20 protein-coding genes are annotated in these 23,796 nt (G+C 69.5%); 17 read left to right on the forward strand and 3 right to left on the reverse strand.

All coding sequences use genetic code 11. The features are described 5' to 3' along the window. Window positions 1-210: 210 nt before the first annotated feature. Window positions 211-561, reverse strand: a complete 351-nt coding sequence (locus tag ND747_RS07725) for a hypothetical protein (protein WP_248826413.1) — start codon at window positions 559-561, stop codon at window positions 211-213. Window positions 562-817: 256 nt separating this feature from the next. Between ND747_RS07725 and ND747_RS07730 the strand changes: the two genes are divergently transcribed. Further along, complete coding sequence (locus tag ND747_RS07730) at window positions 818-1,189, forward strand: hypothetical protein (protein ID WP_251732792.1); 372 nt, start codon at window positions 818-820, stop codon at window positions 1,187-1,189. Between the two features lie 88 nt (window positions 1,190-1,277). On the opposite strand, the gene ND747_RS07735 is transcribed toward ND747_RS07730, so the two are convergent. Further along, the gene (locus ND747_RS07735) at window positions 1,278-2,009 is read right to left on the reverse strand and encodes a hypothetical protein (RefSeq protein ID WP_251732793.1); all 732 of its coding nucleotides are present in this window, start codon (window positions 2,007-2,009) and stop codon (window positions 1,278-1,280) included. Window positions 2,010-2,367: 358 nt separating this feature from the next. Between ND747_RS07735 and ND747_RS07740 the strand changes: the two genes are divergently transcribed. The 16 genes from ND747_RS07740 (at window position 2,368) to cyaB (ending at window position 22,464) form a co-directional block, all read left to right on the forward strand. Then, window positions 2,368-4,608: a serine/threonine-protein kinase gene (locus ND747_RS07740; protein WP_251732794.1), complete on the forward strand. Its 2,241-nt coding sequence runs from the start codon at window positions 2,368-2,370 to the stop codon at window positions 4,606-4,608. Window positions 4,609-4,851: 243 nt separating this feature from the next. Next, on the forward strand, window positions 4,852-9,087 hold the full coding sequence (mobF, locus tag ND747_RS07745; protein WP_251732795.1) for a MobF family relaxase: 4,236 nt from the start codon (window positions 4,852-4,854) through the stop codon (window positions 9,085-9,087). 442 nt (window positions 9,088-9,529) lie between these two features. Continuing rightward, window positions 9,530-10,042, forward strand: coding sequence for a hypothetical protein (locus ND747_RS07750; protein WP_251732796.1), 513 nt, complete (start codon window positions 9,530-9,532; stop codon window positions 10,040-10,042). Next, window positions 10,027-10,866, forward strand: a complete 840-nt coding sequence (locus ND747_RS07755) for a hypothetical protein (RefSeq protein WP_251732797.1) — start codon at window positions 10,027-10,029, stop codon at window positions 10,864-10,866. Before ND747_RS07750 ends, ND747_RS07755 begins: the two co-directional genes overlap by 16 nt. 163 nt (window positions 10,867-11,029) lie before the next feature. Beyond that, window positions 11,030-11,635 (forward strand): SAF domain-containing protein, encoded by a 606-nt coding sequence (locus tag ND747_RS07760; protein ID WP_251732798.1) that lies wholly within the window; start codon window positions 11,030-11,032, stop codon window positions 11,633-11,635. After that, window positions 11,632-12,369 carry a hypothetical protein gene (locus ND747_RS07765; RefSeq protein ID WP_251732799.1) on the forward strand — a complete coding sequence of 246 codons (738 nt, stop codon included), beginning with the start codon at window positions 11,632-11,634 and terminating at the stop codon, window positions 12,367-12,369. Before ND747_RS07760 ends, ND747_RS07765 begins: the two co-directional genes overlap by 4 nt. Continuing rightward, complete coding sequence (locus ND747_RS07770; protein WP_251732800.1) at window positions 12,366-13,697, forward strand: ATPase, T2SS/T4P/T4SS family; 1,332 nt, start codon at window positions 12,366-12,368, stop codon at window positions 13,695-13,697. The genes ND747_RS07765 and ND747_RS07770 overlap by 4 nt, the downstream gene beginning before the upstream one ends. Continuing rightward, window positions 13,694-14,560, forward strand: coding sequence for a type II secretion system F family protein (locus tag ND747_RS07775; RefSeq protein ID WP_251732801.1), 867 nt, complete (start codon window positions 13,694-13,696; stop codon window positions 14,558-14,560). Before ND747_RS07770 ends, ND747_RS07775 begins: the two co-directional genes overlap by 4 nt. Next, entirely contained in the window at window positions 14,557-15,075 is a 519-nt protein-coding gene (locus tag ND747_RS07780) for a hypothetical protein (RefSeq protein WP_251732802.1), read from the forward strand. Before ND747_RS07775 ends, ND747_RS07780 begins: the two co-directional genes overlap by 4 nt. Further along, a complete protein-coding gene (locus ND747_RS07785; protein ID WP_251732803.1) occupies window positions 15,030-15,437 on the forward strand; it encodes a type II secretion system F family protein in 408 nt (135 codons plus the stop codon). The genes ND747_RS07780 and ND747_RS07785 overlap by 46 nt, the downstream gene beginning before the upstream one ends. Window positions 15,438-15,451: 14 nt before the next feature. Further along, window positions 15,452-15,742: a hypothetical protein gene (locus tag ND747_RS07790; RefSeq protein WP_251732804.1), complete on the forward strand. Its 291-nt coding sequence runs from the start codon at window positions 15,452-15,454 to the stop codon at window positions 15,740-15,742. Between the two features lie 4 nt (window positions 15,743-15,746). Then, a complete protein-coding gene (locus ND747_RS07795) occupies window positions 15,747-16,172 on the forward strand; it encodes a hypothetical protein (protein WP_251732805.1) in 426 nt (141 codons plus the stop codon). Between the two features lie 32 nt (window positions 16,173-16,204). Continuing rightward, the gene (locus ND747_RS07800) at window positions 16,205-16,618 is read left to right on the forward strand and encodes a hypothetical protein (RefSeq protein ID WP_251732806.1); all 414 of its coding nucleotides are present in this window, start codon (window positions 16,205-16,207) and stop codon (window positions 16,616-16,618) included. Window positions 16,619-16,683: 65 nt separating this feature from the next. Beyond that, complete coding sequence (locus tag ND747_RS07805) at window positions 16,684-17,115, forward strand: hypothetical protein (protein ID WP_251732807.1); 432 nt, start codon at window positions 16,684-16,686, stop codon at window positions 17,113-17,115. A 166-nt stretch (window positions 17,116-17,281) separates the two neighbouring features. Beyond that, complete coding sequence (locus tag ND747_RS07810) at window positions 17,282-20,512, forward strand: SARP family transcriptional regulator (RefSeq protein ID WP_251732808.1); 3,231 nt, start codon at window positions 17,282-17,284, stop codon at window positions 20,510-20,512. Window positions 20,513-21,819: 1,307 nt separating this feature from the next. After that, the gene (gene cyaB, locus ND747_RS07815; protein ID WP_251732809.1) at window positions 21,820-22,464 is read left to right on the forward strand and encodes a class IV adenylate cyclase; all 645 of its coding nucleotides are present in this window, start codon (window positions 21,820-21,822) and stop codon (window positions 22,462-22,464) included. On the opposite strand, the gene ND747_RS07820 is transcribed toward cyaB, so the two are convergent. Next, a partial coding sequence (locus ND747_RS07820; RefSeq protein WP_251732810.1) for a B12-binding domain-containing radical SAM protein occupies window positions 22,461-23,796 on the reverse strand: 1,336 nt, incomplete at its 5' end. The two genes, cyaB and ND747_RS07820, sit on opposite strands and share 4 nt — an antisense overlap.

Here is a 23,796-nt window from a genome sequence, read left to right on the forward strand (position 1 = left end):
CGCCAAGGGCGACGACCGCGAGCACCAGGGCAGCCGCCGCGTACCTGCGCAGCCGCCCACGTGCCTGGAGGTCCTGCTCCGGGTCTACTGCCGGTCCCACCGGCTCGGACGGTTCCGCTGATTCCACCTGGTCACACGGCTTCGCCAGCTCGGACGGCGACGGGGACGCCGGCTGCGCGGAGCTTCGTCGCCTGGCGCGATGGCGCCCGGTCATGTCGCATGAACGGTGCTGGGCGCGATCAGCCAGGTCACGATCTTCGCCCCGACGGCGATCACGAAGGCGCCTCCGCCGCCGCCCAGGATGTAACCGGCGGCCCGGTTACCCGATCCCATCGACCCGGTGATCCGGCCCAGCCCGAGCATGCCGCCGCCGACCAGCAGGGATCCCACCGAGCTGGCGAGACCTGCCTGCGCGATGACATCGAGCACGCGCTGGATCACGGGGACACCCGGCATGTTGTCCCAGCTGGGATGGACCTCGACGTCCTCAGCGACCGCCGGAAGCGCCGCGGCCCCGATCGTCACCAGACACACCGACCAGGCCACGAGGACGCGACGCACGAACGCGACCCCTCTGATTCTCCTCTGCGCCCTCACCTGTGCCTCCGATGCAGTAGCGACATCACATGACGTGAAGTGCAGCGGTGGCCCGCTGCGGAAGCACCAACGTGGAAAGCGAGCGCCAGGCCTCGCGCCGCAGGCGGAGGCACCGGCCGACTTCCGCCGGCAACACCATGCGCATAAGAACAACTACTGTCTGGTGATGTCAGCAGCCACGTAGGCTGATTTCTCAACCGCTTAGGAGATCGAGGCCGACATGGACTTCTTCGCACCTGGATACAACACGCCGGAGGCCGCGGCCCGGCGCGCGCACGAACAGGACATGGCCGATCTCGTCGCCGCCGCGGTGAGCAGAATCCGCGAAATCCTCACCGCAACCGCACAGATCGTCGTGCTCGACGTTGCCTCTGTCCAGGACGAGCAGATGGGCACCACACTGCGCGTGTGTGCCATGCGCGACTTCTTCGGCGATCCGGTGATCTCCGCCGAGTCGCCGGCCTTCCAGGAGGCAGCCGCGCGGATTGCCACCGACCTTGCAGCAATCTACCGGCTGACACCCGCCAGCACATGGCGCTACCCTCGAACCGTCAGCATCGTCGACTACCGAAGCTGGCTCGACGGGTACTGAGAGAGCTCGCGTCGGATCTCACGGATCCGACCTCCACCTTGCGACCGACCGCTCAGAACTTCCATTCTGCTTGGTACGGAACCTACAGCTACAGGTCGAACCCAAAATCTTCCGGCGGAGGTAGAGACTCGGGCGGCGGCACATCCGTCCCGCCGAGTGCTGGACCGCCCGGCGGATCGGCGAGTCGGGAAACCGCATCCCAAAGCGACCTGCCTCGCGCTTCGATGAATTCGCGTTGCCGTGGCGAGAAATGGAGCGAAGACCACTCACCTGCCGGCCCGACAGCGACTCTCTGCAACGCCCCAGCCGACCCAGGATGCATCCCCGCCGGGATCACGACATCATCACCCGCGAAGATCACAGAGCCGGCCTGCGAGACCCGGTACGTCAGACGCGATCCCGAGCCCGGCGACAGCATCGCCGACCTGGCCGAGATGATCTCGACCTCCACATCATCATGATCCCACGTGCGGATGCTCGGCTCAAAAAGATCCCCGTACCGTGCGTGCCCACGACCGTCCAGCTGCACATCGCTTGTGACCTGAGGTCGCAGACCCGGCGTCGCCCAGATCCGCTCCATCCTGACGGCCTGCGCCTTGATCGTGAAGAACGCCTGGGCCGGCGCACGGCGGACCAGATCGTGCACCCGCTCGGGCAGCGGAAAACCCAGTCGCTCCTCGATGATCCGGCCCACCGCCTGGGTCTGCGCCAGAACCCGCCCCGACTGGGCGCCCACCAGCTCGGCCGCCACGTTCCCCGGATACCCCCGCCGAGCAACCGGCGCGATGTTCCACCAGGCCCCCGCCACCGCGATCCGCACCGGCCACCGCCCGCTGCTCGCGACGATGCCCGCCGCCCTGTGCGGGGCGACCCCCCGAGCCGCCCACCCTCCCGACACGCGCTGACCACCAGGCTCCGCCATGACACACCCCTCCACCGAGACGACCATCGCCCCGATGGAGCGCACCGCTCAGCACGCGCGGAAGCCCGGGCCGACAAGCACGGTGATCATGCCGTTGCAATCCTCCATATGGTCCTGCATCAGACAGCCCACATGCCCTGGTGCGCCATATATTTCGGATTTGTGGTGATAGCGGCAGGCAATGACAGCCTGGACAGTGCGGGGGCAGCGTGACATTTCGGGGCGGCTTGCCGGCACTACTGCGTCCTCTGCCCGCGTGATCGTCGATCGGGGACGGATAGCGGCGGCTCTTCCCGGCTACAAGTTGGGCGCACAGCTCGGAGTCGGGGGCTTTGGCCTCGTGGTTGCAGGCCGGCATCGTCGACTCCGACGTCAGGTCGCGATCAAGGTAGTGCCCTCGGAAGCAGACGATGCATCCGCCTTCGTTGCCGAGGCCCGACTACTTGCAGGCCTCGACCATCCACACATCGTGCGCGTCTTCGACTATCTGGAGTCCGACGGTCTCGGATTCATCGTGATGGAACTACTCGACGGCGGAACACTGACCCGACGCCAGCAGCAGATGGGCATCAGCCCACCGCAGGCATGCGCCGTAGGCCTGGCAGTGGCCGCCGCACTGGCGCACGTGCACGAGCGTGGAGTGCTGCACCGGGACATCAAGGCGGCCAACGTGCTGTTCGACAGCACGGGTCTCGCGAAGGTCACCGATTTCGGGATCGCCCGGCTGTTCGCCGGAAGCGGCGTAACCGGCACTGCGCGGGGGGCTGGCACTCCGGCGTACATGGCGCCAGAGCAGATCCGTGGTGGGCGCCTCGGCCCGAGCACCGACCTGTATGCCCTTGGAATCCTGCTTTACCAGATGCTGACCGGTGCCCCGCCGTTCGACCCGTCTCTGCCACTGCCGCAGCTGTGGACCCAGCACCTGTCCGTCGAGCCCACGCCGCCCACCGGCACACCCGTCCCCCTGGCCGACGTCATTCTGCGCGCTCTGGCAAAGGATCCCGCGGATCGCCAGCCCGACGCCGACGCGTTCGCCCGTGACCTGGCTGCTGCAGCCGTCGACGTCTATGGGCCGCGCTGGCTGGTCTCGACCGGCTTCTCGCTGCACCTCGACGAGGGGATCCGCCGTATCGCGGTGCCCACCCTTGCTGTGCTTGCGCCTTCTGCCCTGGCCGTGGCTGCGCGATCGGATCGTCTTGGACAGACCTCCTCCTGGCGCTCCCCACACGCCGCAGATCACAAGTCGATTTTCCCTCCTCCACACCCCGCGCCCCACCATGATCTACGGACTGTCGATCGCTCAGGCTCCATCGGCGCGGGGTCGATACCGGCCCAGCGTCACAGCGCACGGCGTGTTCCCCGCCCGCCCGCTCGGCGACAGATCCGCCGTCCTCAGATAGTCGTGCCGTTCACCCTGGTGCTCGTCGCTGCTATCGCGGCCGTTTTGCTGACGGCCCGGGCACCGGGCAACCCTGCTGCAGGCACAGGCCCGCGGACGACAGCCAGTCCAGCACCACGTTCCACCCCGTCATCCTTCCGGGGACTTGCCCTCTCCGGATTCTCAGAAGCAGTGTCCTCAGTGGCGTTCTCACCGGACGGCCACACCCTTGCCGGCGGCAGCGAAGACAACACCGTACGACTCTGGGACGTAACCCATCGCGATCACCCAACGCCTATTGGCAAGCCCCTAACTGGTCACAGCCTTTATGTCACCTCGGTGACGTTCTCCCCAGACGGTCAGACCTTGGCCGTCGGAGGTTGGGACAAAACGGTCCAGCTCTGGGATATGAATAATCGTAACCACCCTGAACTCCTCGGCGCCCCCCTCACTGGAGTCGCCGGCCAGGTAAACTCAATATCTTTCTCGCCCGACGGACGAACCCTTGCCGTCGGCGGCATGGGCCGAATGATTCAGCTGTGGGATCTGGCAAACCGCACCCATCCTCTACCCCTCGGCCAACTTCTGGCGGCCGGCGACCATGTGGCCTCCGTCGAATTTTCACCAGATGGCCGCACCCTGGCCGGCGGCGGCGCCGACGGGGTCCTGCGCTTGTGGGACCTGACTGATCGCACACGTCCCACAGTCCTCGGCAGACCCCTGGCTGCCGAGCTCAAGGTACTGACGGCGCTGGCCTTCTCATCAGACGGACACACCCTGGCGACCGCAGGAGCCGATGACATAGCGCACCTGTGGGACCTGAGTGATCGCACCCGACCGACCGACCTCGGCAAGATACCGACCAGTATAGAAGACTCATCCGCTACGATCACCCTTTCTCCAACCGGACGTACGCTGGCCAGCGCCACAAGGACAGGAACCGTGCAGCTGGCGGACACGGTCAGCCGCGCCGTTTCCGCACCTCTGATAGGACACTTGGGCGCCGTCACCTCGGTTGCTTTTTCCCCTGACGGACGGACGCTGGCCAGCGGCAGCAGAGACCGAACAATACGACTGTGGGATGTCACTGAACCAGCGCGACCAGCTGCGCTAGGGTAGCGGCTCGCGGCCAGTCCCGATCTCCAGGAAACGTGCATCGCGGGGCACGTTTGAGCTCTATTTTTCTCACTTTCCATCCAGATCGGTAAAACTCCGATTTTCACTCGTTCAAAGCCCAGCGTCTGCTGTTGCTGGCCGACGTCTGCCGCTTCTTCCGCGCCTCTGTTCCAGCACGCTTCATGGACCAGCCAGCGAGGAAGGCGCGCCCGGCCGTCGGTCGCGCCGGGCGGTGGGCGGAGGCGCATGGCAGTGATCGCTACGGTCAAGGTGCTGGGGATCGCTGTGCGGAGCCAAACGGGCATCGCCGCTGCGGTGCGACGGGTGGTCGATTACGTCGAGGGCGGCACAGAAAAACCTGCGGCGCCGGGGGCCGCCTACTATCGCGAGGGCGGGCGGGCGTCCGGTCGGGCCCGGGGAAGCGGCGCCAGGATCGTCGGGCTGGGTAGCGCGGGTAGCAACGTCACGGCCGAGCAGCTGCAGCGGCTGCTGAGCGGGGAACACGCGGCCTCGGGGCGTCCGCTGCTGTCCGCCGTAGGTTCGGCCAGCCGGCTCGCGCGGACCCGGCACCATCTTCAACTCGGGCGCGAGTGGTTCACGCTCACCGAAGCGGCAGATGTCGCCGGGGTAGATGTGTCGTACCTTCGCCGGCTCGCCCGCGCATCCACCCAGGCACAACCAGGCCCGGCGACAACCACGGCAGATGACTCGACGAACAGTGAGCCCGCTCCCGCGATGCTTCGGGCAGAGCGCGATCCGCAGTCGGGGCGCTGGCGAGTCTCCCGGGATGAGCTGCTCCGCTTTCTGCGCCAGCGCGAGCCGCCGACGATGGTGATCGGGTACGACGTGGTCTGCAGCGCCCCGAAGAGCATCAGCGTCGCCTATGCCTTCGCCGACGACGAGCTTCGCGGCGACATCGTCGCCGCCGTGCATGCCGGCGTCGACGCGCTCGTCGACTACCTCGAGCGCTATGCCGTACAGGGCATGATCGATCGCCGAAACCGGCCCGGTCTCGGGCTCGCCGCCGCTTCCTACCAGCACGAGGTGAGCCGCGCGGACGAGGCACACCTGCACATCCACAACATCGTCGCGAACGCGGTGGCGGTGCCGCTGTTCGACGAGGACGGCACGCCGCTGCGCGAGGCGGATGGCACGGCGATCGTGCAGTGGCGGGCACTCGACGGCGAGCTGTTCCTTCAGCATGTCCGCACGGCCGGCTTCGTCGGGGCCGCCGCGATGCGCCACGAGCTGACCCGATGCCGCGGGGTCACGTGGGGGCCGGTGCGCAACGGGGTCGCGGAGCTCGTTGCCTTCCCGCCGTCGCTGTTGGCAGCCTTCTCAACCCGGCACGGCCAGGTCCACGAGGAGTTCGCGCAGCTCGTCGCCGGCGGCCTGTTCCCCGACGGACGGACCGAGGCCGCCGCCCAGCGGCGCTCCCGCGCATCCAAGAAGGTCCTTGCCGACGACCAGATCCGCGCGAGACAGGCGGCGATCCTCGCCGCCGCAGGATGGACGCCGTCGCAGGTCAACGCACTTCTTGCTCACCAGCCACAACCAGCGCAGACCCCGGCCGGCGACGAGGTCCCCGCGCTCGTCGACCAGCTGGTCGGCCCGCACGGTGTCACCGCGAACAGCACTGCTTTCACCCGCCGCGACGTCTACCAGCAGGTCGCCGCCTGGGCGGTGGACCGCCTCAATGCCACCGAGATCAGCCGCATCGTCGACCGTGCCATGGCGGACCCCCGGGTCGTCCTGATCGAGGAACGCGACCAGCGCCGCAGACGTACCGAGCAGTACTACACCACCGAGGATCTGCTTGCCGCCGAGGACAGCCTCTTGGCCCTGCACCGCCAAGGCTGCGTCGACCATGGCGGTCTGCCGCATCCCCTGCTGCCTGAGGATGCGATCAGTGCTGCTCTGGCGGCCGACGCGCCGGCCAACGCCGCCAGCACCAGCACCAGTCCCGTCGCCGACTCGTCATCGCCAGCGTCAGGCGCCCAACCGGGCGTCATCCACCTCAGCGACGAGCAGGACGTGCTCCTACGCGCCGTACTCACCAGCACCGACCTGATGCGCCCCGTCATCGGCCCGGCCGGCTCGGGCAAGACCACCGTCATGCGAGTCCTCGCCCGCATCCTCACCGAACGCGGATACGCCGTGCTCGGCGCGGCCCACGGCGGGCGGCAGGCCGAGCAGCTCGGCGCCGTCCTCGACGTACCCAGCAGGGTCGTCAGCGCCTGGATCACCCTGCTCGACACGGCCGACGACCCGACCACACACTGGCCGGCGAACCAGACCGTGCTTATCGTCGACGAGGCAAGCCAGGTCTCCACCCGCGACGCCGAAAAGATCGCCCGCCACGCGACCCGCACCGGCACGGTCGTGATCCTCGTCGGGGACCCCGCGCAGCTGGGCTCGGTCGGTGCCGGCGGCTGGTTCGCCCATCTCGTCGACCGGCATCCACCCCCGGGGCTGGCCAGCGTGCGCCGTCAGGAAGGTCCCGCGATGCGCAGCGTCCGCGCCGCACTCGACGGGCTTCGCACCGCGGTGCCCGCGCGGACGATGTCCGCCCTCGCCCGGCTCGCCGACGACGGCCACCTTCGGCTGTTCGACGACCGAGAATCCCTGCTGTCGGCCGCGGCGACCGACTGGTACCAGGAGCGCACCACCGGCTCCGCACGTGCGGCGGCGCCGATGATGGCCGAGCACCAGCGTGACGTCGACGCCCTCAACATCACCGCCCGCGCCGCCCTGCAGGCCGACGGCAGCCTCACCGGCCCGGTCCTCACCGTCGCCGGCCGCGACTTCCAGGCCGGGGACAAGGTCATCACCCTGACCCAGGCAGGGCACACCCTCATCCCGCACGGCCGCGGCCGCCAGCACTACATCCGCACCGGCACCATCGGCCGCATCACCGCCGTCCACGTGAACCCTGACCGGCCTGACACCCAGTACCTGCGGGTGCGCTTCCCGGGCCGCGGCACCGTGCTCGTCGGCTGGGACTACCTCACCCATCCCTTCCCGGACGGACGCGACGGCGGGCTCGCCCACGCCTACGCGCTCACCGCCCACAAGGCGCAGGGCTCCACCATGTCCACCGCCCGCCCGCTGATCGCCGACGACACGTCCCGGGCGGGCCTGTACGTCATGCTCTCCCGCGCCCAGCACGACCTGCGCGCCTACCTGATCCGCCGCCACGACCTCGAATCCGGCCTCGACGACGAGAACTGGCTTCCGGTCCTGCCCACCGCCGACGCCACCACCCGCCTCGCCGACCGCATCCGCGCCTCCCGCGACGAACGCCTCGCCCGCGACATCGATCCCCACGCCCACGCCGCCCACCACCTCGCCGCCGCCCATACCCTGCCCGAGCTGCACCGCCTTCGACACGGCCAGGCCAGCAGCACCCGCGGCTCACCTCGCCCGTCACCCGATATCGTGCGCCGAGCCGAACTCGCCGCCGAGGCCGCACTCGTCTCCGCAGCCCTGGCCGATCCCGCACCGGAACTGCTCGCCCGCCTCGGTCCCCGCCCAGCGAGCGGACTCCACCGTGACCACTGGGACCGGGCCGTCGCCGCTGCCACGATCTACCAGGCCCACATGCCGAACGCCCGCCTCGACGATCCCGAACCCCCGCCCGCTCCCGCCAGGAGCCATCCGGACGAGTGGGAGGTGCGACGCAGAGATGCCCGGGACCTCGCTCTGGCCTGGGTATCCAGGCTCGGCCCGAGCGCCCGGGAGCTGTTCGACATACGCACCCGGGCCATTCCCCGCGACCGCGCGATCGCCGGCATCCACGCACTGCTCGACAGCGGCTGGACCCCGTCCGGCCTGCTCGCCCAGCTCACCACCGAGGACCAGTCCCCTGTTCGCGACCCGGCCGCCATCCTCGACCATCGCGTTACAGCGCTCTGCCACGAGCACGCCGTGGACGCATCCCTCTACCAGCTCCCGCCACCGCGCAGCCTGACCGACCTGTGGCACGCCGCGACCACCCTGCTGGACGCCGCAGAGATCGCCCATCTCGCCACCCACTCGCCGGACCAGCTGGCCGACGAACTCGACCATGTACGCCGCGCCCGCCGTGCTCCGGAAGCAGCCGACCGCACGGCCGCGATCCCCGAGGATGACCAGGCCGCGCAGCGGGCCCTGCAGGACCGGGAACGTCGTCTCGACGCCGCGCTCACCCGCCAGGCCGACGCCGCGCAGCTCCACCTGCGGCAGAACCCCGCCCGCTACCTCACCGACCTCCTCGGCCCGGTCCCGTCGGCCGCGAACCTGGCGCACAGCTGGTACACCCGCGCCGGTCAGATCGAGGACTACCGTCTGCGCGCCCTCGGCCTCCCCTACGGCCAGCCCGCGCAACCCGAGGCTGCCCTCCCGTCCCACCGAGCGCTCGGCGCGATGCCCGACGATCCCGATCAGCGTCGCCGCTATCTCGAGTTGATCACCACAGCGGACGCGCTGGATCTACGCCTCTGACGCCAGGCCGAGGAGACGCCGCGTACTCCTGGCACCCGACCGCTTCCGTTGATCAAGGTTCCGGCGCTTCAGTACTCAGTCGCTGCCTGCCCTGATCACCCCAGCCGTCGCGTAACCCGACGTTCACGGAACGGCGCATGTCACATCCCACTCTCCGCAACAGCCTTGACACCTCGCGGCATACGGATCAGATTTGATGCTTACGGGGGTAAACAGCATCAAACGTCAACATCCATAGCCCCGAGAGGCCATCGTGCCCGAATCGTGCGCAACGGACGACCGGCCAGCTACTGATGCCCCGAGAGCCCGTCCGCCCCTGCAATCCCTGCCTGTCATCGCACCAGCGCGGCGCGGTCTCGTTGTCGCCGGATGTCTCGCACTCGTGGGCTTGGCGCCCGCTGCCTGTTCCGGCAGCGCGTCCCCTCGTCCGCTCGCACCGGCCGTGTCACCGAGCACCCGGTCGAGCGGCACGTCACCGACACCCAGTCCGCCCACCAGCGCCGAGCGGGCGATCCGCGCCGCGACTGCCGCCTACCAGCAGGCCTACCTGGACGCGGTCGCCGATCCGACGAGCACGGGAAAGCGGCAGACCCTTCTGGCGATGTACACCGCCGACTCGCCCGAGCGCGCCGGGGTGTCGACGTTCCTGCAGACGTTCAGCACCAAGGGCTGGGCCGGTCGCCGAGGCACGCTGGACCACCAGTCAATCGAGCAGGTCACGGTGCCGCCTTCCTCGCCCCAGGGGAAAGCGGAGACGATTACCTGCACCTACGACTCCGGACGGGTGGTGGATGCGCTCAACCGTGCTCCTGACGGCAGCGAGATCGTGGTGAACGACGAAACACAGAGCTACCGCACTCGATGGACCTGGCTGCTGGTCGCCGGCGAATGGAAGATTGTCGATGCCACGACGCTCACGACATGGCCGGGAGCAGACCGATGCGCCGCCCGCTAGCGCCGGCATTCACGATGGCCGCTCTGATGATTGCCTCGCTCGCGCTGATTCGCACCCCAGCGCAGGCGGCCGTCGGTAACGGCGCAGAGCACAGCGCTTCCGGAAAGGTCGACCCGGTACTTGGGCAGATCGAGGCCTACGCCCAGATGCGAACACCGGCCACCGCACCGCGTTCGACGAGCGCCGCTCCCGATCCGTGTAGCTGGCAGTCCGGGGCGTTGTTCAGCTATCTGCAACGGACCCCGCAGCCGAGTACGCGTACCGATGCCGACGGTGTGCAGGCCACGCTGTATGCGCGGGTGTGCGGCCCGACCGACATCACCTACTACTGGGTGCGGGCCACCCCTATGGCACAGCAGGTCGCAGCACTCGCGATGAGTCTGGCCCGGCAGCGGATCCCGCCACCGGACGGTGTGTTCACTCCGGATCTGCGCGGCGGCCAGCGGGTCGTCGTGCATGCTCCGCTGCGCTTCGCGGTGCGCTCGTGGGCCCCGACAACAGCGACGGCCTCCGTCGCCGGGGTGACCGCGACCGTCACCGCAACGCCACGGGCACTGGCCTTCTCCCCCGGCGACGGATCACCCGCCCTGGGCTGCACCCTCGAAAAAACACAACCACAGTCGGCATCGCTCTGCGCCTATTCCTATCGGAACGCCTCCTCCGTCGCGCCGAATGGACGGTCCTGGCCGGCACGCCTGCAGATGACGTGGGCCGTGGCATGGACGGCATCCACTGGAGACAGGGGCACTTTGCCGGACGTCACGACAGAAGCATCGTACGACGTGGCCGTCGGCGAGATCCAGGCCGTGGAGCAGGCCAGTTGACCACGCACGTCAAGGAAATCTGAAGCATGACGAGAAAAGCAGGATGGGTGACGCGATGACGGCAACCATGGGTACGGAAAAACTATCCAGGTCCTCCCCCGACGAGCAGTTCCGGCCGCGCCGAACATCCCGGGGAAGCCTCGCAGTCGCGGTCCTGCTCATAGTGCTCGGAGCCGGAACCGCCGTTTGGGCGGCGCGCCTGCACGACGATCGCATTGACGCCGTCATTCTCACCCGCCCGGTCTCCCGCGGCGACATCATTGACTCCTCGGTGCTTGCGGTGGCGCGCGTCTCGGTGGAGGGGACCGCGGCCCGGCTGGCCTCACCGGCGACCGCGCGTGCCGCGATCGTGGGACGGCAGGCGTTGGTCTCCCTGGCGGCGGGCACGCTGGTCTCTCCCGAGATGGTCGGTTCGGCCACGCCTCCGGCCGGCTCGGCGCGGGTGGGTCTGCGGCTGTCCGCGGACACGTTGCCGTCGCGGACCCTGCGAGCGGGCGACTGGGTTCAGATTGTCGTCTCCAGCGCGCCAGCCGGGTCGAGCGCCACCGACAGCACCGAGGGCACGGACGGCAGTTCCGGTGCTACCGCGCCGAATCTGCTCGGCGACCCGGTGCAGGTCGCCGAGGTCCGGCCGCTGTCCGGCCAGACCGCGAACGGTGACCTGGTGGTGGACCTCGACGCTCCGGCCGACCAGGCAGCGCGGATCGCCGCCGCGGCCGGAACGGGGACGACCGGTCAGGGGCTGCGGCTGCTGGGGGTTCGCCGATGACGACCTGCTGGGCCATCGGAACCGCCGGACCGGGATCGCCGGGGGCGACCACGCTCGCGCTCGCCCTGGCCGCCGTGGGCGGTGGGGTCGTCATCGAGGCCGGCGCCGACGGCGGTGTCCTCGCGGCCCGCTGCAACCTGTCCCTCAGCGCGGACGCGCCAGGGCTTGCCAGCCTCGCGGTGGCCGCCACCGGCGGACGCGTCCACGTGCTCGACCATGCGCAGCCCTGCCCGAACGGCCTGCCCGTGGTCCCGGCCTCCACCACCGAAGAGACCGTCGCGGGCGCACTGGAGGGCTTCACCACCGCAATGCCACGGCTACGCCAGGACGCGGACGTCCCGCTGCTACTCGACGTCGGCCGTATACGGCAGGCCACCGCGAAACTGATCACCTTCTGCGACACGCTGGTGCTGGTCACGTCCACCGAACGTGAGGGGCTGGCCTGCGCGCTGGTGCGCCTGCCCGGGCTGTTCCTGTTCGCGCGCCGCATCGTCCTCGTCGTGCGCGGGTCCGCCCCCTACACGCTCGCCGACGTCCGCCGGCTCGTCGCCGAGCAGCTCGGCTCCTCGCTCGTCCCGGTGCTCGCCCTTCCCGACGATCCGCGCAGCGCCCGCGACCTGGCCGAAGGCCGCCGGCTACGCCGCAGGTCGGCGCTGCTGCGGGCCACCGATCATGTGCTGGCCGCCTGCCCGGCACCCGACATCACCAGCCTCGCCACCGAGGTTGCCCCATGACCTGGACGCCACCGAACGCGCACACGCAGGAGGTTGACGCGCTCGTCGACCGGCTGCGCCTCATCGTCGCGTCCGCGCTGCACGGGACCGCCTCGGGCGAGGATCGCCTTGCGCGGCTCGAGGAGATCGTGCAGAGCAGCCTCCGCCAGGAGCAGCTGCGCCGCACCCACACCGGCCAGCCCCCGCTTGACCGGGCGACCGAACGGGAGGTCAGCCGCCGCCTGCGCCTGGCCCAGTCACCGCTCGGCCCCATGGCCTACCTGCTCACGCCCGACAGCTGGAGCGACGTCGAGGTGAACGGTGCCGCCAACGCGATCTGCACCGACCGGTCGGGACGCCGCATCCAGATCGCCAGCCCCTTCCGCAGCGAGGACGAGGCGTTCTCCTGGGTGGCCGCCCAGGCCGCCGCGCACGGCCGCCGCTTCGACGACGCCGCGCCCAGCGTCCGCTGCCGGCTGGCCGGAGGCATCCGGCTGCACGCGATCGCCCAGGTCACCGGCCGGGTCCACATCTCCTGCCGGCTGTCCGACCCCGGCCTCGACAGCCTGCCCGGCCTGGAATCCGTCGGCATGTTCGACGCCGATCTCACCGCCGTGCTGACCGCCACTGCCTGGATGCAAGACCCGTTCGGCCTGGTCATCTCCGGGGCGACCACCGCCGGCAAGACCACCCTGCTGCGCGCCTGCCTCAACGCACATCCGGCCAACGTCGTGCTCGACCGGATCGTGACCGTCGAGGACGAGATGGAGCTCTTCCTCGACCCGAACCGTTTCCCGAACCTCGTCGCGTTCGAGGCCCGGGAGGCCAACGTCGAGGGCGAAGGCGCCTACACGATGGAACGGTTCCTGTCCGCCGACCTGCGCCGGCTCACCCCGGACCGGGTGGCGCTCGGTGAACTGCGGCCCGACGGCGGGGTCATGCCGCTGCTGCTCGCCCTCGGCCAGGGCGTCGCCCGCGGTGTCGCAGCGACCATCCACGCGCCGTCCGCCGCCGACGTGATTCCCCGGATCCGGACCTACGCGGCGTTCGGCGAGCATCGGGTTGCCGACTCGGTCGTGCTCGACACGATCGCCGCTTCCGTCGACCTGATCGTCCAGGTCAGCCGGATCGGCGGCCGGCGGGTCATCAGCTCCGTCCTGGAGGTCGCCGGCCGGGGCGAACGGGGGGTGAGCATCGCCGAGCTGTGGCGGTGGAACCCGTCCGCGGGCCGGGCGACCCGCACCGACCTCGTCGCCTCCGATGAGCTGACCGCCCGGATGACCGGCGCCGGCCTCGACGTGAACATTCTCGACCGCAACCGCAGCTATCTGATCGGCATCCGCCGATGAACGGGTTCACGGTGGCTGTTCTCCTCCTCGCCGGTGCGGTGGCCGGTTTCGGTGTCTGGCTCTTTGCCATGTCTCTGACCGGCCGGGTCGCGCTTCCCGCACCTCGGCGCCTGCGTGGCAGCACTGCGCCGGTGTCAGGCCGACCAGCGATCGGAGTGCTCGCGCTTGCCGCTGGTGCGGGGGCGGTGACCAGGACACCTGGTCTTGGCCTGATGGTCGCCGCCGTCGGCTATGTGGTGCTGGCCCAACGCCGCGGACCGTCGGTGCCCGCCGTCACCCGCCTCGGCGAGGCGATCGCCACCTGGACCGAGATGGTCCGCGACGGGCTCGCCGCCGGCCGCCACCTGCGCGCGGCGCTGGCCGCCGCCTGCGACCAGCCACCCGCCGAACTCGCCGAACCCCTGGCGCGGCTGGCCGCCACCCTTGAGTCGGCGCCGATTCCCGACGCGCTGTGGCAGTTCCGCCGCGAGGTCCACCATCCCGCGCTCGGACCGGTCGTCGCCGTCCTCGACATCGCCTACCGGCGCGGCACCGGTGACCTGGTGAAACTGATGGCCAGCCAGGTCGACACCACCCGCGACGACGTCGCCCGGCTACGCGACCAGCATGCGCTGCGTGCCAGGCACCGCCGGTCCATGACGATGCTGCTCGGCCTGTTCACCGCCGCGATCACCGGCGTCCTGCTGGTCTGGCCGGCGTTCTTCGCCGCCTACCGAAGCCCGACCGGCCAGCTCGTCCTCCTCGCATTGGGGGCAGCCGTCGCGGGCGCGGTCCACACGCTCATCCGCATGGGCCAGCCTGACCTTCCCCCGGATGTCTTCGCCGCCGATCATGAGTTCGCCGCCGACCCGGAGCCGGCATGAACAGCACGTCGACGATCGCCGCCGGCGGTGCGCTCGCCGGCTACGGCCTGTTCGCCACCGGACGTGCCGTGCTCGCCCGCCGGCCCGACCTCGGCGCCGACCTCTCTGCCCTGTTCGCCACGCCGGCGCCACGGTCGACCGCGTTGCAGCGGCTGCCCGGCCGGCTGTGTGACGTGCTGCGGGCCAGCGGGTTGACGCGGCTGTTGCTCGCCGACGATGTCGCGCTCGCCGACCGCAGCGACGAGGCCCACATGGCGTCCCGGGTGCTGCACCTGCTCGGCGGGCCGCCACCGGGCTGGCCTGCATCGCCCTCGGCCATCTGGTCGCCCGGCCGCCGACCCTGCTGTCCGTGCTGCTCCTCCTCGGGACGTCGGTCGCCGCCGTATTGCTCGCCGACCGGCCCGTCCGCCGGCTCGCCCGCCACCGCCGCCGCGACGCAGCCCTCGCCATCGCCGCCTACGTCGACCTGGTGCGCGTTCTGCTCGTCGGCGGCCTTCCCCTACCCGCCGCCCTGACCGCCGCCGCCGACCGCGGCCAGAGCTGGACGTTCACCCAGCTCCGCGAAGCGCTCGCCGACGCCCGGCAACGCAGCGAACCGCCCGACCGCGCCGTCGCCGCCCTCGCAGACGCCTACCCGCTACGTGAGTTCACCGATCTCGCCCGCACGCTCGCCGCCGCACGGGCCGGGGCCTCGCCCGTCCTCGCTTTCGAGTCCCGCGCCACCGCGATACGTCGACTCGACACCGCCCGGCAGCGCGCCGCAGAGGCCACCGCCGATGCCCAGATGGACCTGCCCGCCGCCGTCGTCGCCCTGGCGTTCGTCGCCTTCCTCGCCTATCCACTCCTCACCATGATCAATAGCACGGTCGGCCAGTAGCGAGACCGCCGGCCATGAGCGAAAGGGCCACCCGCATGCTGCGCGTCCTGGCAGCCCGTCTCCTCCTTGCTCACCTCACACTCAGCGCCTGCATCGTCGATCGCCTACGCAGAATTGACTGCCTGCGCCCTGGCGCGGATCCCGGCGAACGCGATCGTGGTGACGGCGGACTGTCCACGGCGCTGATCGCCGCGGGGCTCGTCCTCATCGCCGCTGTTGTGATCTTCTATCTGCGGCAGAAGGCCACGCAGATCGCCTCGAACGTCTGCACCTCCACCGATCCGGCCCAGTGCCAGCAGCAGTAACGCCATGCGAACCCCCTTGCATGCGTGTCTTCGCATCCGCACCCGCCTGCGCCGGTCGTCGCGCAGCCCGCGGGACGCGGGTGAGGCCACCGAACTCGCCGCGATCATGATCGGCGTCTTCGCACTTCTACTGCTGTTTTTGATGATGGGCGTCCGCTGGGTCACCGCCGAGGCCGCGCAGGCCGCAAGCCAGCGCGCCCTCGAGGTCGCCCAGGCACCCGGTGCCACGGCTCCGGCCGTGGACGCTGTCGCTCGCCGGATCACCGCCGGTGTTCTGCTCGTATCCGGTACCGACGTCCGGATCGGAGGGCAGGACGATCTGGTATCCGTAACGGTCACCGCGCACAGCCCACTCGGGGGTGCGGTCAGCAGTACGGCCACCGGTCCGCGCATCCGCTTCGTCCCCCAGCAGCGGTCCGGGCTCCGCTGATGAGGCGCGCGGCCTCACCGGCAAGGCGGCTTGTGCTTCGTGTCGACGAGCGTGATACCGGGCGTGACGACGGCTCGTATGCGGTGGAGTTCGCCGTTGCCGCCGCGGTCGTGCTGCTCGCCCTGCTCATCGTCGCCGTGGCCTACCAGGCGAGCCAGAGCAGCGCCGCGGTCACCGCCGCAGCGAGGGAAGCCGCCCGCGCCGCCTCCCTCGCCGCTTCCCCTGCCGAGGCCGAAAGCGCTGCCGACCAGATCGTCCACGCGCGGATCACGCCGGGCTCCGGCCCCTGCACGGACGTCTCCGTCGTCACGACTACCACCTCGTTCCATGCCGCGGGCACGGTGCACGTTGCTGTCACCTGTCGAACGGCGAGTCTGTTCGGCCATCGGCGGGTGGTGCACGCGAGCGCGGACGAGATCATCGACCGGTACCGAGGTGGACTCTGATGGCCGCCCGGCCCCGGCATCATGCGGACAGCTGCTGCAGGTGGCTGACCAGGCATTGTGGCTCGTTGGGCAGGCGCCTCACCCAGGTGGACGGCCACAGCGGCGATGACACGGGCTCGATCACGTTGTTTCTGCTCGGTGCGCTGTTCGTCGCTGCAGTTCTGTTCGCCGCGCTACTCAGCGACCAGGTCCGGGTGCTGCACGCCAACGGGCAGGCGTTCGATCTCGCCGGCAAGGCCGCCCGCGTTGGCGCCCAGCAACTCGACCCCGCCGCACTCGACACCGGCACCATCCGCCTCGACCCCACAACCGCCCGCACCGCCACCCTCGCCTACCTGGACGCCCACGGGATTCACGACGCCCAGATCACCGTCACCGGCGCGGCCGTCACCGTCACCGTGCACCAGCCGGTGTTCTTCCGCATCCCCGTGCTCACCGCAGGCTCGCGGGCGACGGTCACCCAGACCCGCTCGGCGATCGCCACCCCCGGCCCGTGATCCCGCGGCGGCCTTGGACCTGGTTTCGGTCACGACTCCGGCCTTCCCCGACTTCATCCCCGGCGCCGTCCCGATGCTTGCCCCTGCTCCGCATCGCCACTTTCCCTGCCCCCGACCGCGAGGCATGCCGATGACCACCAGCCGTACCCGCCGATGCAGGCCTGCCATGCTCTCTGCGGGACGGCCCGCAGCCGGACCTACCGCCCCCGGCGCTCTCACCCGGGCGGCCACCGCGCTCACGGGGCTTGTGCTGTTCGCCGCCGTGCCGCTCGTCCTGCACGCCTGGCGCCCCGACCCGCTGCCGCACACCTTCCAGCCCAGCCGGTGGATCAGCCTGGCGCGCATCGGATACCTGCACCCGGACGTGATTCCCAACGGCCTCGCCGTCCTGGCCTGGCTCGTGTGGCTGCTGCTCGCGGCAGCGCTGCTGCGCGAGGTCGCCGCCCAGCTGCGCCGTGGTGGCGCCGCCGCGCGCACCCGACTGCTTCCCGGAGTCGTCCAACGGCTCGCCAGCACCTGGATCACCAGCTTGCCGTTGCTGCTCGCTCTCGCCGCAGGTCGGTTGAGCTCCGCACCGCTACCTGCCGCTGTCACCGCCGCCACCTCGACGCCCGCCCTGCCGCCCATGTCGCCGGACTCAGCACCGGAGGCCGCCTGGCCGAACACCGCAGCCATCACCGCGACGCATGCGCACGCCGGGCCATACGACCTCCACCGCAGCGAGCGTTACGACACCCTGCGGTCCCTTGCAGTCCAGCACTACGGCTCCGCGGACCTGTGGTGGATCATCCGGGACGCCAGCGTCGGCGTCGTTCAACCTGACGGATCGTCGCTGCCCGCTGGGTTCGTCGCCCTCGATCCCGGAACCATCCTGCACATCCCGGCCGCGCCATCGGCAGACGTTTCCTACGCGCTCGCTGCCGAGCGTCAACCCGCCGGGCCGGCGACCCAGCCACGCGACGGCAACCACAAGGTGCTGCCCGGCGAGAACCTCTGGACGATCGTCGACGCCGCCTACCGTGACCTGTCGCCCCTCGACGTGTCCGCCGCCGTCGACACAGTGTTCGCCGCCAACCACGGGGTCACCGACCACCATGGCCACGTCCTGACCTCACCCCAGCTGATCAACCCGGGTATGCAGCTACGACTGCCCGACCTCCCTCCCAGCCCCGAACTCCCTCCGTCACCCGAAGCAGGACGACCGGCAGCGCCATCCTCGGCAACTCCGACGACCCCGCCAGCCCCGACGATCGCCGCCACCCCCACCGCGCTCACCACCCCAGAACCAGCCGTCAGCACGCCCAGTGCCTCCTCTGCCACGCCGACACCGACCAGTCAGCCCACTCCCCTTGGGCCAACACAAACCCCGGCGCTTTCCCCATCGCCCGCCCAGGTAGCTCCTGCACCGACCACGGCCGCCAGCCAGCAGCTCGTAGCCCCGAGTCCGAGTCCCAGCCACACACCGGCCATGCCGGCCACGTCGCACTCGCCGCACGACAGGACCACGGAAAATCTGACCTGGCTCGCCGCCGCCGGACTCCTCGCCACCACGATCGTCGGATCCTGGACGGCCAGACGCCGCCACCGCGACAACCACACGACCCCGCGCCACCTCGTCCCCCCGGCCCCACCCGACCAGGCCGAGCTCCACGCGGCGCTCCTCGACGCCGACGACCCGGATCGCCTCGACCGGCTCGACGCCGCCCTACGCCACCTCGCTCTGACCCACCTCGGCCAGCCCACCGGGCCGCATCCCCAGGTCCTGCTCGTCCACCCCGACGACGCCGTCGAGATTTACCTGCATCCGAACGGCATCCATAGCCTTCCCCCGCCGTGGGAAGCCGGCCCCGACCCCCTCATCTGGGCCCTGCCCTCCGACGCCGTCCTCCCGCCGCTCACCGACCTGCCACCGCCGTGCCCCGCGCTCGTCCAGCTCGGCACGACCCTCGACGGAGCCGACGTACTCGCCGACCTCGAGGCCCTGGGCAGCCTCGGCATTCATGCCGACACCGACCGTCTGTGCGCCACCACCCGCGCCATCCTCGCGACCCTCATCTCGTCCACCTGGGCCGACCTCACCCGCGTTCACACCCTCGGCCTGGACACCGGCGTCGTCACCGACCCCGAACGCGTCACCGCCGACGACACCGCAGACACCCTCCTCGCCGCAGCCCGGCACGACTCCGACCTCCTACGACACACGCTCGACGCCGGCAGATACCCCACGACCCTCACCGCCCGCATCAACGAACCCGGCGAGGAGTTCGACCCGCTCATCGCCCTGCTCGTCACCGACTTCGACCCGAACGGCAGCCCTGAGGACGAGGCAGGACCCGTTCAGGAACTTGTTGACCTTTCCGGCGACGGACTGCGAGGCCTCGGCGCGCTGATCCCAGCCGGCGCCGGCATCACCACCAGGTGGACCCTTCGCCCCACACCCACCGAGGAAAACCCCGACCTCTGGCTGCTCCAGCCGCTCGGCCTGCCCTTCGTCCTGACCGGCCTACCCGCCGACGCAAGCGACACCCTCGCCGAACTGTGGGCCGACGCAGCAGCACCGCTCCCCGAATCGCCGCTCCCGCCCGCCGCACCCGACCCGCACCCGTTCACCGAACCTCCATGGCAGGTGATGGTCCGCCTCCTCGGCCCTGTCGACGTCACCGCCCGCGACGGCACCCACGCCGACCCCGCTACCACCCGCGAACGCACCAACGAAGTCCTCGCCTGGCTCGTCACCCACCGCCGCGGCACCCGCACCGATCTTGAATCCGCCCTGTGGCCCCGCGGCGCCACCCCCAAAACCATCGCCAACGCCCTCAGCCGCGTCCGCCGCCTACTCACCACCCTCGCCGGCGACGACGCCGAACACTGGCTCCCCCGCTTCGAACGCACCGCCCTCACCCTCGCCCCCCAGGTCACCTCCGACCTGGACCTCCTCGAAGCCCGCATCCACCACGCCGAACAACATCGCAACCATCCCGAGACCGCCATCCCCGTCCTCAAGGAAGCCGTCGACCTCATCCGCGGCATCCCCGCCGGCTACCCCTGGCTCGACGCCCACATGGGATCCATTCTCACCACCACCCCCATCAAGGCCGTCATCCTGCTCGCCCAACACCACCTCGAACACGGCGACACCGCCGCCGCCCTCGCCACCACCATCCGAGGCCTCGAGATGCTCCCCGCCCACACCGAACTCTTCGCCCTACGCCTACGCGCCCACGCTCTCAACCACGACCCCAACGCCCTCCGCGCCGAATACCGCGCCTACCTCCGCGCAGAACAGGCCGAACCCTACTGGGACGGCGACACTGACCGTAACCTGGAGACGCTCCACCAACGCCTCCTCCACGAAATCTCACTCCATTCAAAATTTTCCCGCGAAAGCGCCAACTAATAATCCCACCAGCCCAGCAGCCCCCGAACCGCGCATAGATAAGGATTGTCGGGACACTGGCCGACGTAACGCAATTGATAGCGCACTCGACTTGTAATCGAGTGATTAGCGCCCCGGCTTTCTCTGTGGATAGCCAGCCACCCGTCCTGAGCTGCGGTTTTATCGTTCCCAAGATCGACGCGAGCCCCGTTAAGATCGCTTGTGGGCTCATTATGGGCTCATTCCGCACGACTCTGTCGATCAACCGTCTGTAGGTGGGCCGCTAGGGCGATGTCGCAGCGGGTCGCGAGCGGCTGGCTTCTGCGGAAACTCCGTCTCTGGGCGATGGCAGGCAGGCAGGCAGGCAGGCGGGGGTAGGGGGCCCTCAGATGGATGAGTGCGCGGGATGATGATGACAGAAAGTGATGGTGAATCGGTGGCTGATCGCAGGGGGGTCGGGATTCTGGTGCGGGATGAGCAGATGGCTATGACAATGTCCGCCCTTCGTGTTTGATGGACTCCACTACAGTAGTGCCTGATGGCAGATCGCCGCCCGGCAGAAAGAGGTCAGCCTAGAGAGAAAGAAGACACCGGACACGACCGAGAAATCAACGCTGGCCTTACATCTAGCGTCCGATAGCTAATCAACTACCTTCTGCGGTATTCGACGCTTTCCGTTCACTCTCGCCAAGAATATCCGCCGGTAGGTCAACGGCGCGGAGCGTTTCGGCTAGCAGTTCCTCGGACAGTCTCGACACTCGATCGGAGTAGTGGAGCGGGATCTGCGCTTCCAGCCGCAGGTAGCTGAGCAAGTCCATGCTGCGCAGGTTCCCCTCCGCCTTTCCTGTTTGGAAATTCAGGCCACCGATCTGGCTCCTAAAGACTCCAGTATTTTCGATTCTTGACCAACCTGGAGAGCTCAAAAAGAAACGCTATATTGTATCCCACCTACGCGACAGTCAGGTTGAGCGCTCTAATATTCAGACCGACGGAGGCGTTCATGGCGGTTGAGATCGCAGTTCCGTTCGGATGACTGGGGCAGGCGAGGATGTGCTTCGGGTCGGGTGTCGTGCAGCGTGAGGTGGTTGCGGAGCGCGTCGACCGTCGGCGATCATGAATTCTTCGTGACGGCCGCGTGGGTGCCCAGCCGTGGTGAGACCTACGCAGGCGATGGTCGTCGCGGCGGCGCGTTCATCCTGTCCGTCGGGCAGTGGGCGGCTGGCTGGTCCACCGCGGGTGGCATCGGCGGTGCCAGTCGGCACCGGCCAGTTCCGGGTTGATCGACGCTGCGCCCGGCATGCCCGCTGGGTGCCAGTAGGGTGCCGGGCATGCGCGAGGTCGAGGTGAAGTACTCCGTGTCGGATCCGGAGGTGCTGCTCACTGCACTTGGGCAGCGGGGCGTTTCCTTCGGAGCGCCAGCGTTTCAGGATGATCAGGCGTTCGCTCCGCTGGGCTGGGCTTTTGGGGACAGCAAGCTCGGGGTGTCGTTCCTGCGGCTGCGCACGGTGGACGGCCAGCACTGGTTTGCGTTGAAACAGCCGGGTGTGAACGCGCAGGACTGCCTGGAGTACGAGACGGAGGTCGCCGACCGCGGGCAGATGCACGAGGCGATCCTGCGGATGGGCTACCGGGCGACGGTCCGCGTGGCGAAGTCCCGGCGCACGGGCCGGTTCGGCGAGGTCTCGCTGTGCCTGGACCAGGTGGAGGGCGTCGGGACCTTTCTGGAACTGGAACGGATGGTGCCCGACGAGACGCCGGCCACCGCCGTCCAGGACGAGCTGGCGGGGTTCGTCACTTCGCTAGGAGTCGCGGTCGAACGCACGACCGAGACCTACGACTCCCTGGTCCGGGCTGCACAGACAACAGCGGCGACGGTACCTGCGAGCCGGGAGAGTGTGGACTCGCCAGCTCGGCGATCACTGCCCCACGTGGCTGATCCCCTTCCGTCGGTGGGAGACGATCCGAGGCGTTAGCCGCGGGGGTCGGTGCGGGTGTGCTGCCGGCGGGAGAGGTCTACCAGGGCGGCGCGGACCTGGTCGATGGTGGCGTCTCCGAACTGGAGGTTGACGGAGAAGTTGAACTCGTCGCGGCCGCGCATGGCTTCGTCGATGCCGCTGTTGGTGAGGTCGATGGCGGTGTAGGCGAGGAGCTGCTCAGGCTGGTAGCGGCCGGTGGCGAGGAGGCGGTCCCATTCCGGGGTGCCGGGGTAGGGGCGGAACTCGAAGACGGAGGCGCGGAAGTCTCCGGGCTGGTCGTCCGCGGTCTCCCACAGCTCATGGACGTGACGGACGGTCGCGGCGAGTTCGTCGACGGTTTCGGTGGGGAAGCCGAGGATGAAGTAGCCCTTGACCGAGATGCCGCGCTGGGTGAGGCGGCGGACGACGGCGCGGGTCATGTCGGGGCTGATCCGTTTGCCCATGTAGCCAAGCAGCCGTTCGCTGCCGGACTCGACTCCCAGGGCGACTTCCCGTAGGCCGCCTGCGGCGAGGGTGTCGAGCAGGGCGTCGTCGGCGCGGTGCAGGATGTTGATCCGGCCGGTGGCGTCCCAGATGAAGCGGTCGCCGAGACAGGCGGCGGTGAACGCGTCCATGCAGCGGCGGATGAACCGTTCGTAGCCGAGGAACAGATCGTCGACGAAACGGAAGGCGGTCACGCCGTGGGTGGCGTGCAGCGTTTCCATCTCGGCGATGATGTTGTCGGGTGTGCGGGTGCGGATGGTGATGTCAGGGTTGGCGCTGACGGCGGCCCCGCAGAAGGAGCAGTCGTAGGGGCAGCCGCGGGCGCCGACCATGTTCGCCTCGAGGCGGCCGTCGGGTGCCGGGTAGGGGTCGTTGACGAGGAACCGTCGGTCGACGAAGGGCAGGCCGTCCACGTCGGGGGCCAGATGGTGGCCAGCGCCCGGCCGGCCGCCGGTGACGGGCTGGTGCAGGATCGGGTCCTGCCACATGACGCCGGGCAGGTCGGCGCGGGAACGCCGGTCATGGAGGAGTTCGGTGACCCGGGTTTCGCCTTCGCCGAGTACGAGGGCTTCGAGCCGGTCGAAGCGGGGATCGGTGAGGATGGCCTGTGGCATGGCTTTGGCCTGATGTCCGCCGACCATGACCATGATGTCGCCGTCCAGTCCGGCGGCGATCTCGGCGCTGACCTCGTAGGTGGGGGCCAACAGGTTGAACCCGGCCCAGCGCGGCCGGAGGCGGTTGACGAGCTGGGAGGTTTCTTTGATGCCCAGGCCCAGGGTTTCGGCGTCGAGGACACCGACGTTGAAACCCTGGACGCTCGCGTAGGTGGCGATGTAGGCCATGCCG

Source organism: Frankia sp. R82 (assembly GCF_023716925.1).
In the GTDB taxonomy this organism is placed as follows: Bacteria; Actinomycetota; Actinomycetes; order Frankiales; family Frankiaceae; genus Frankia.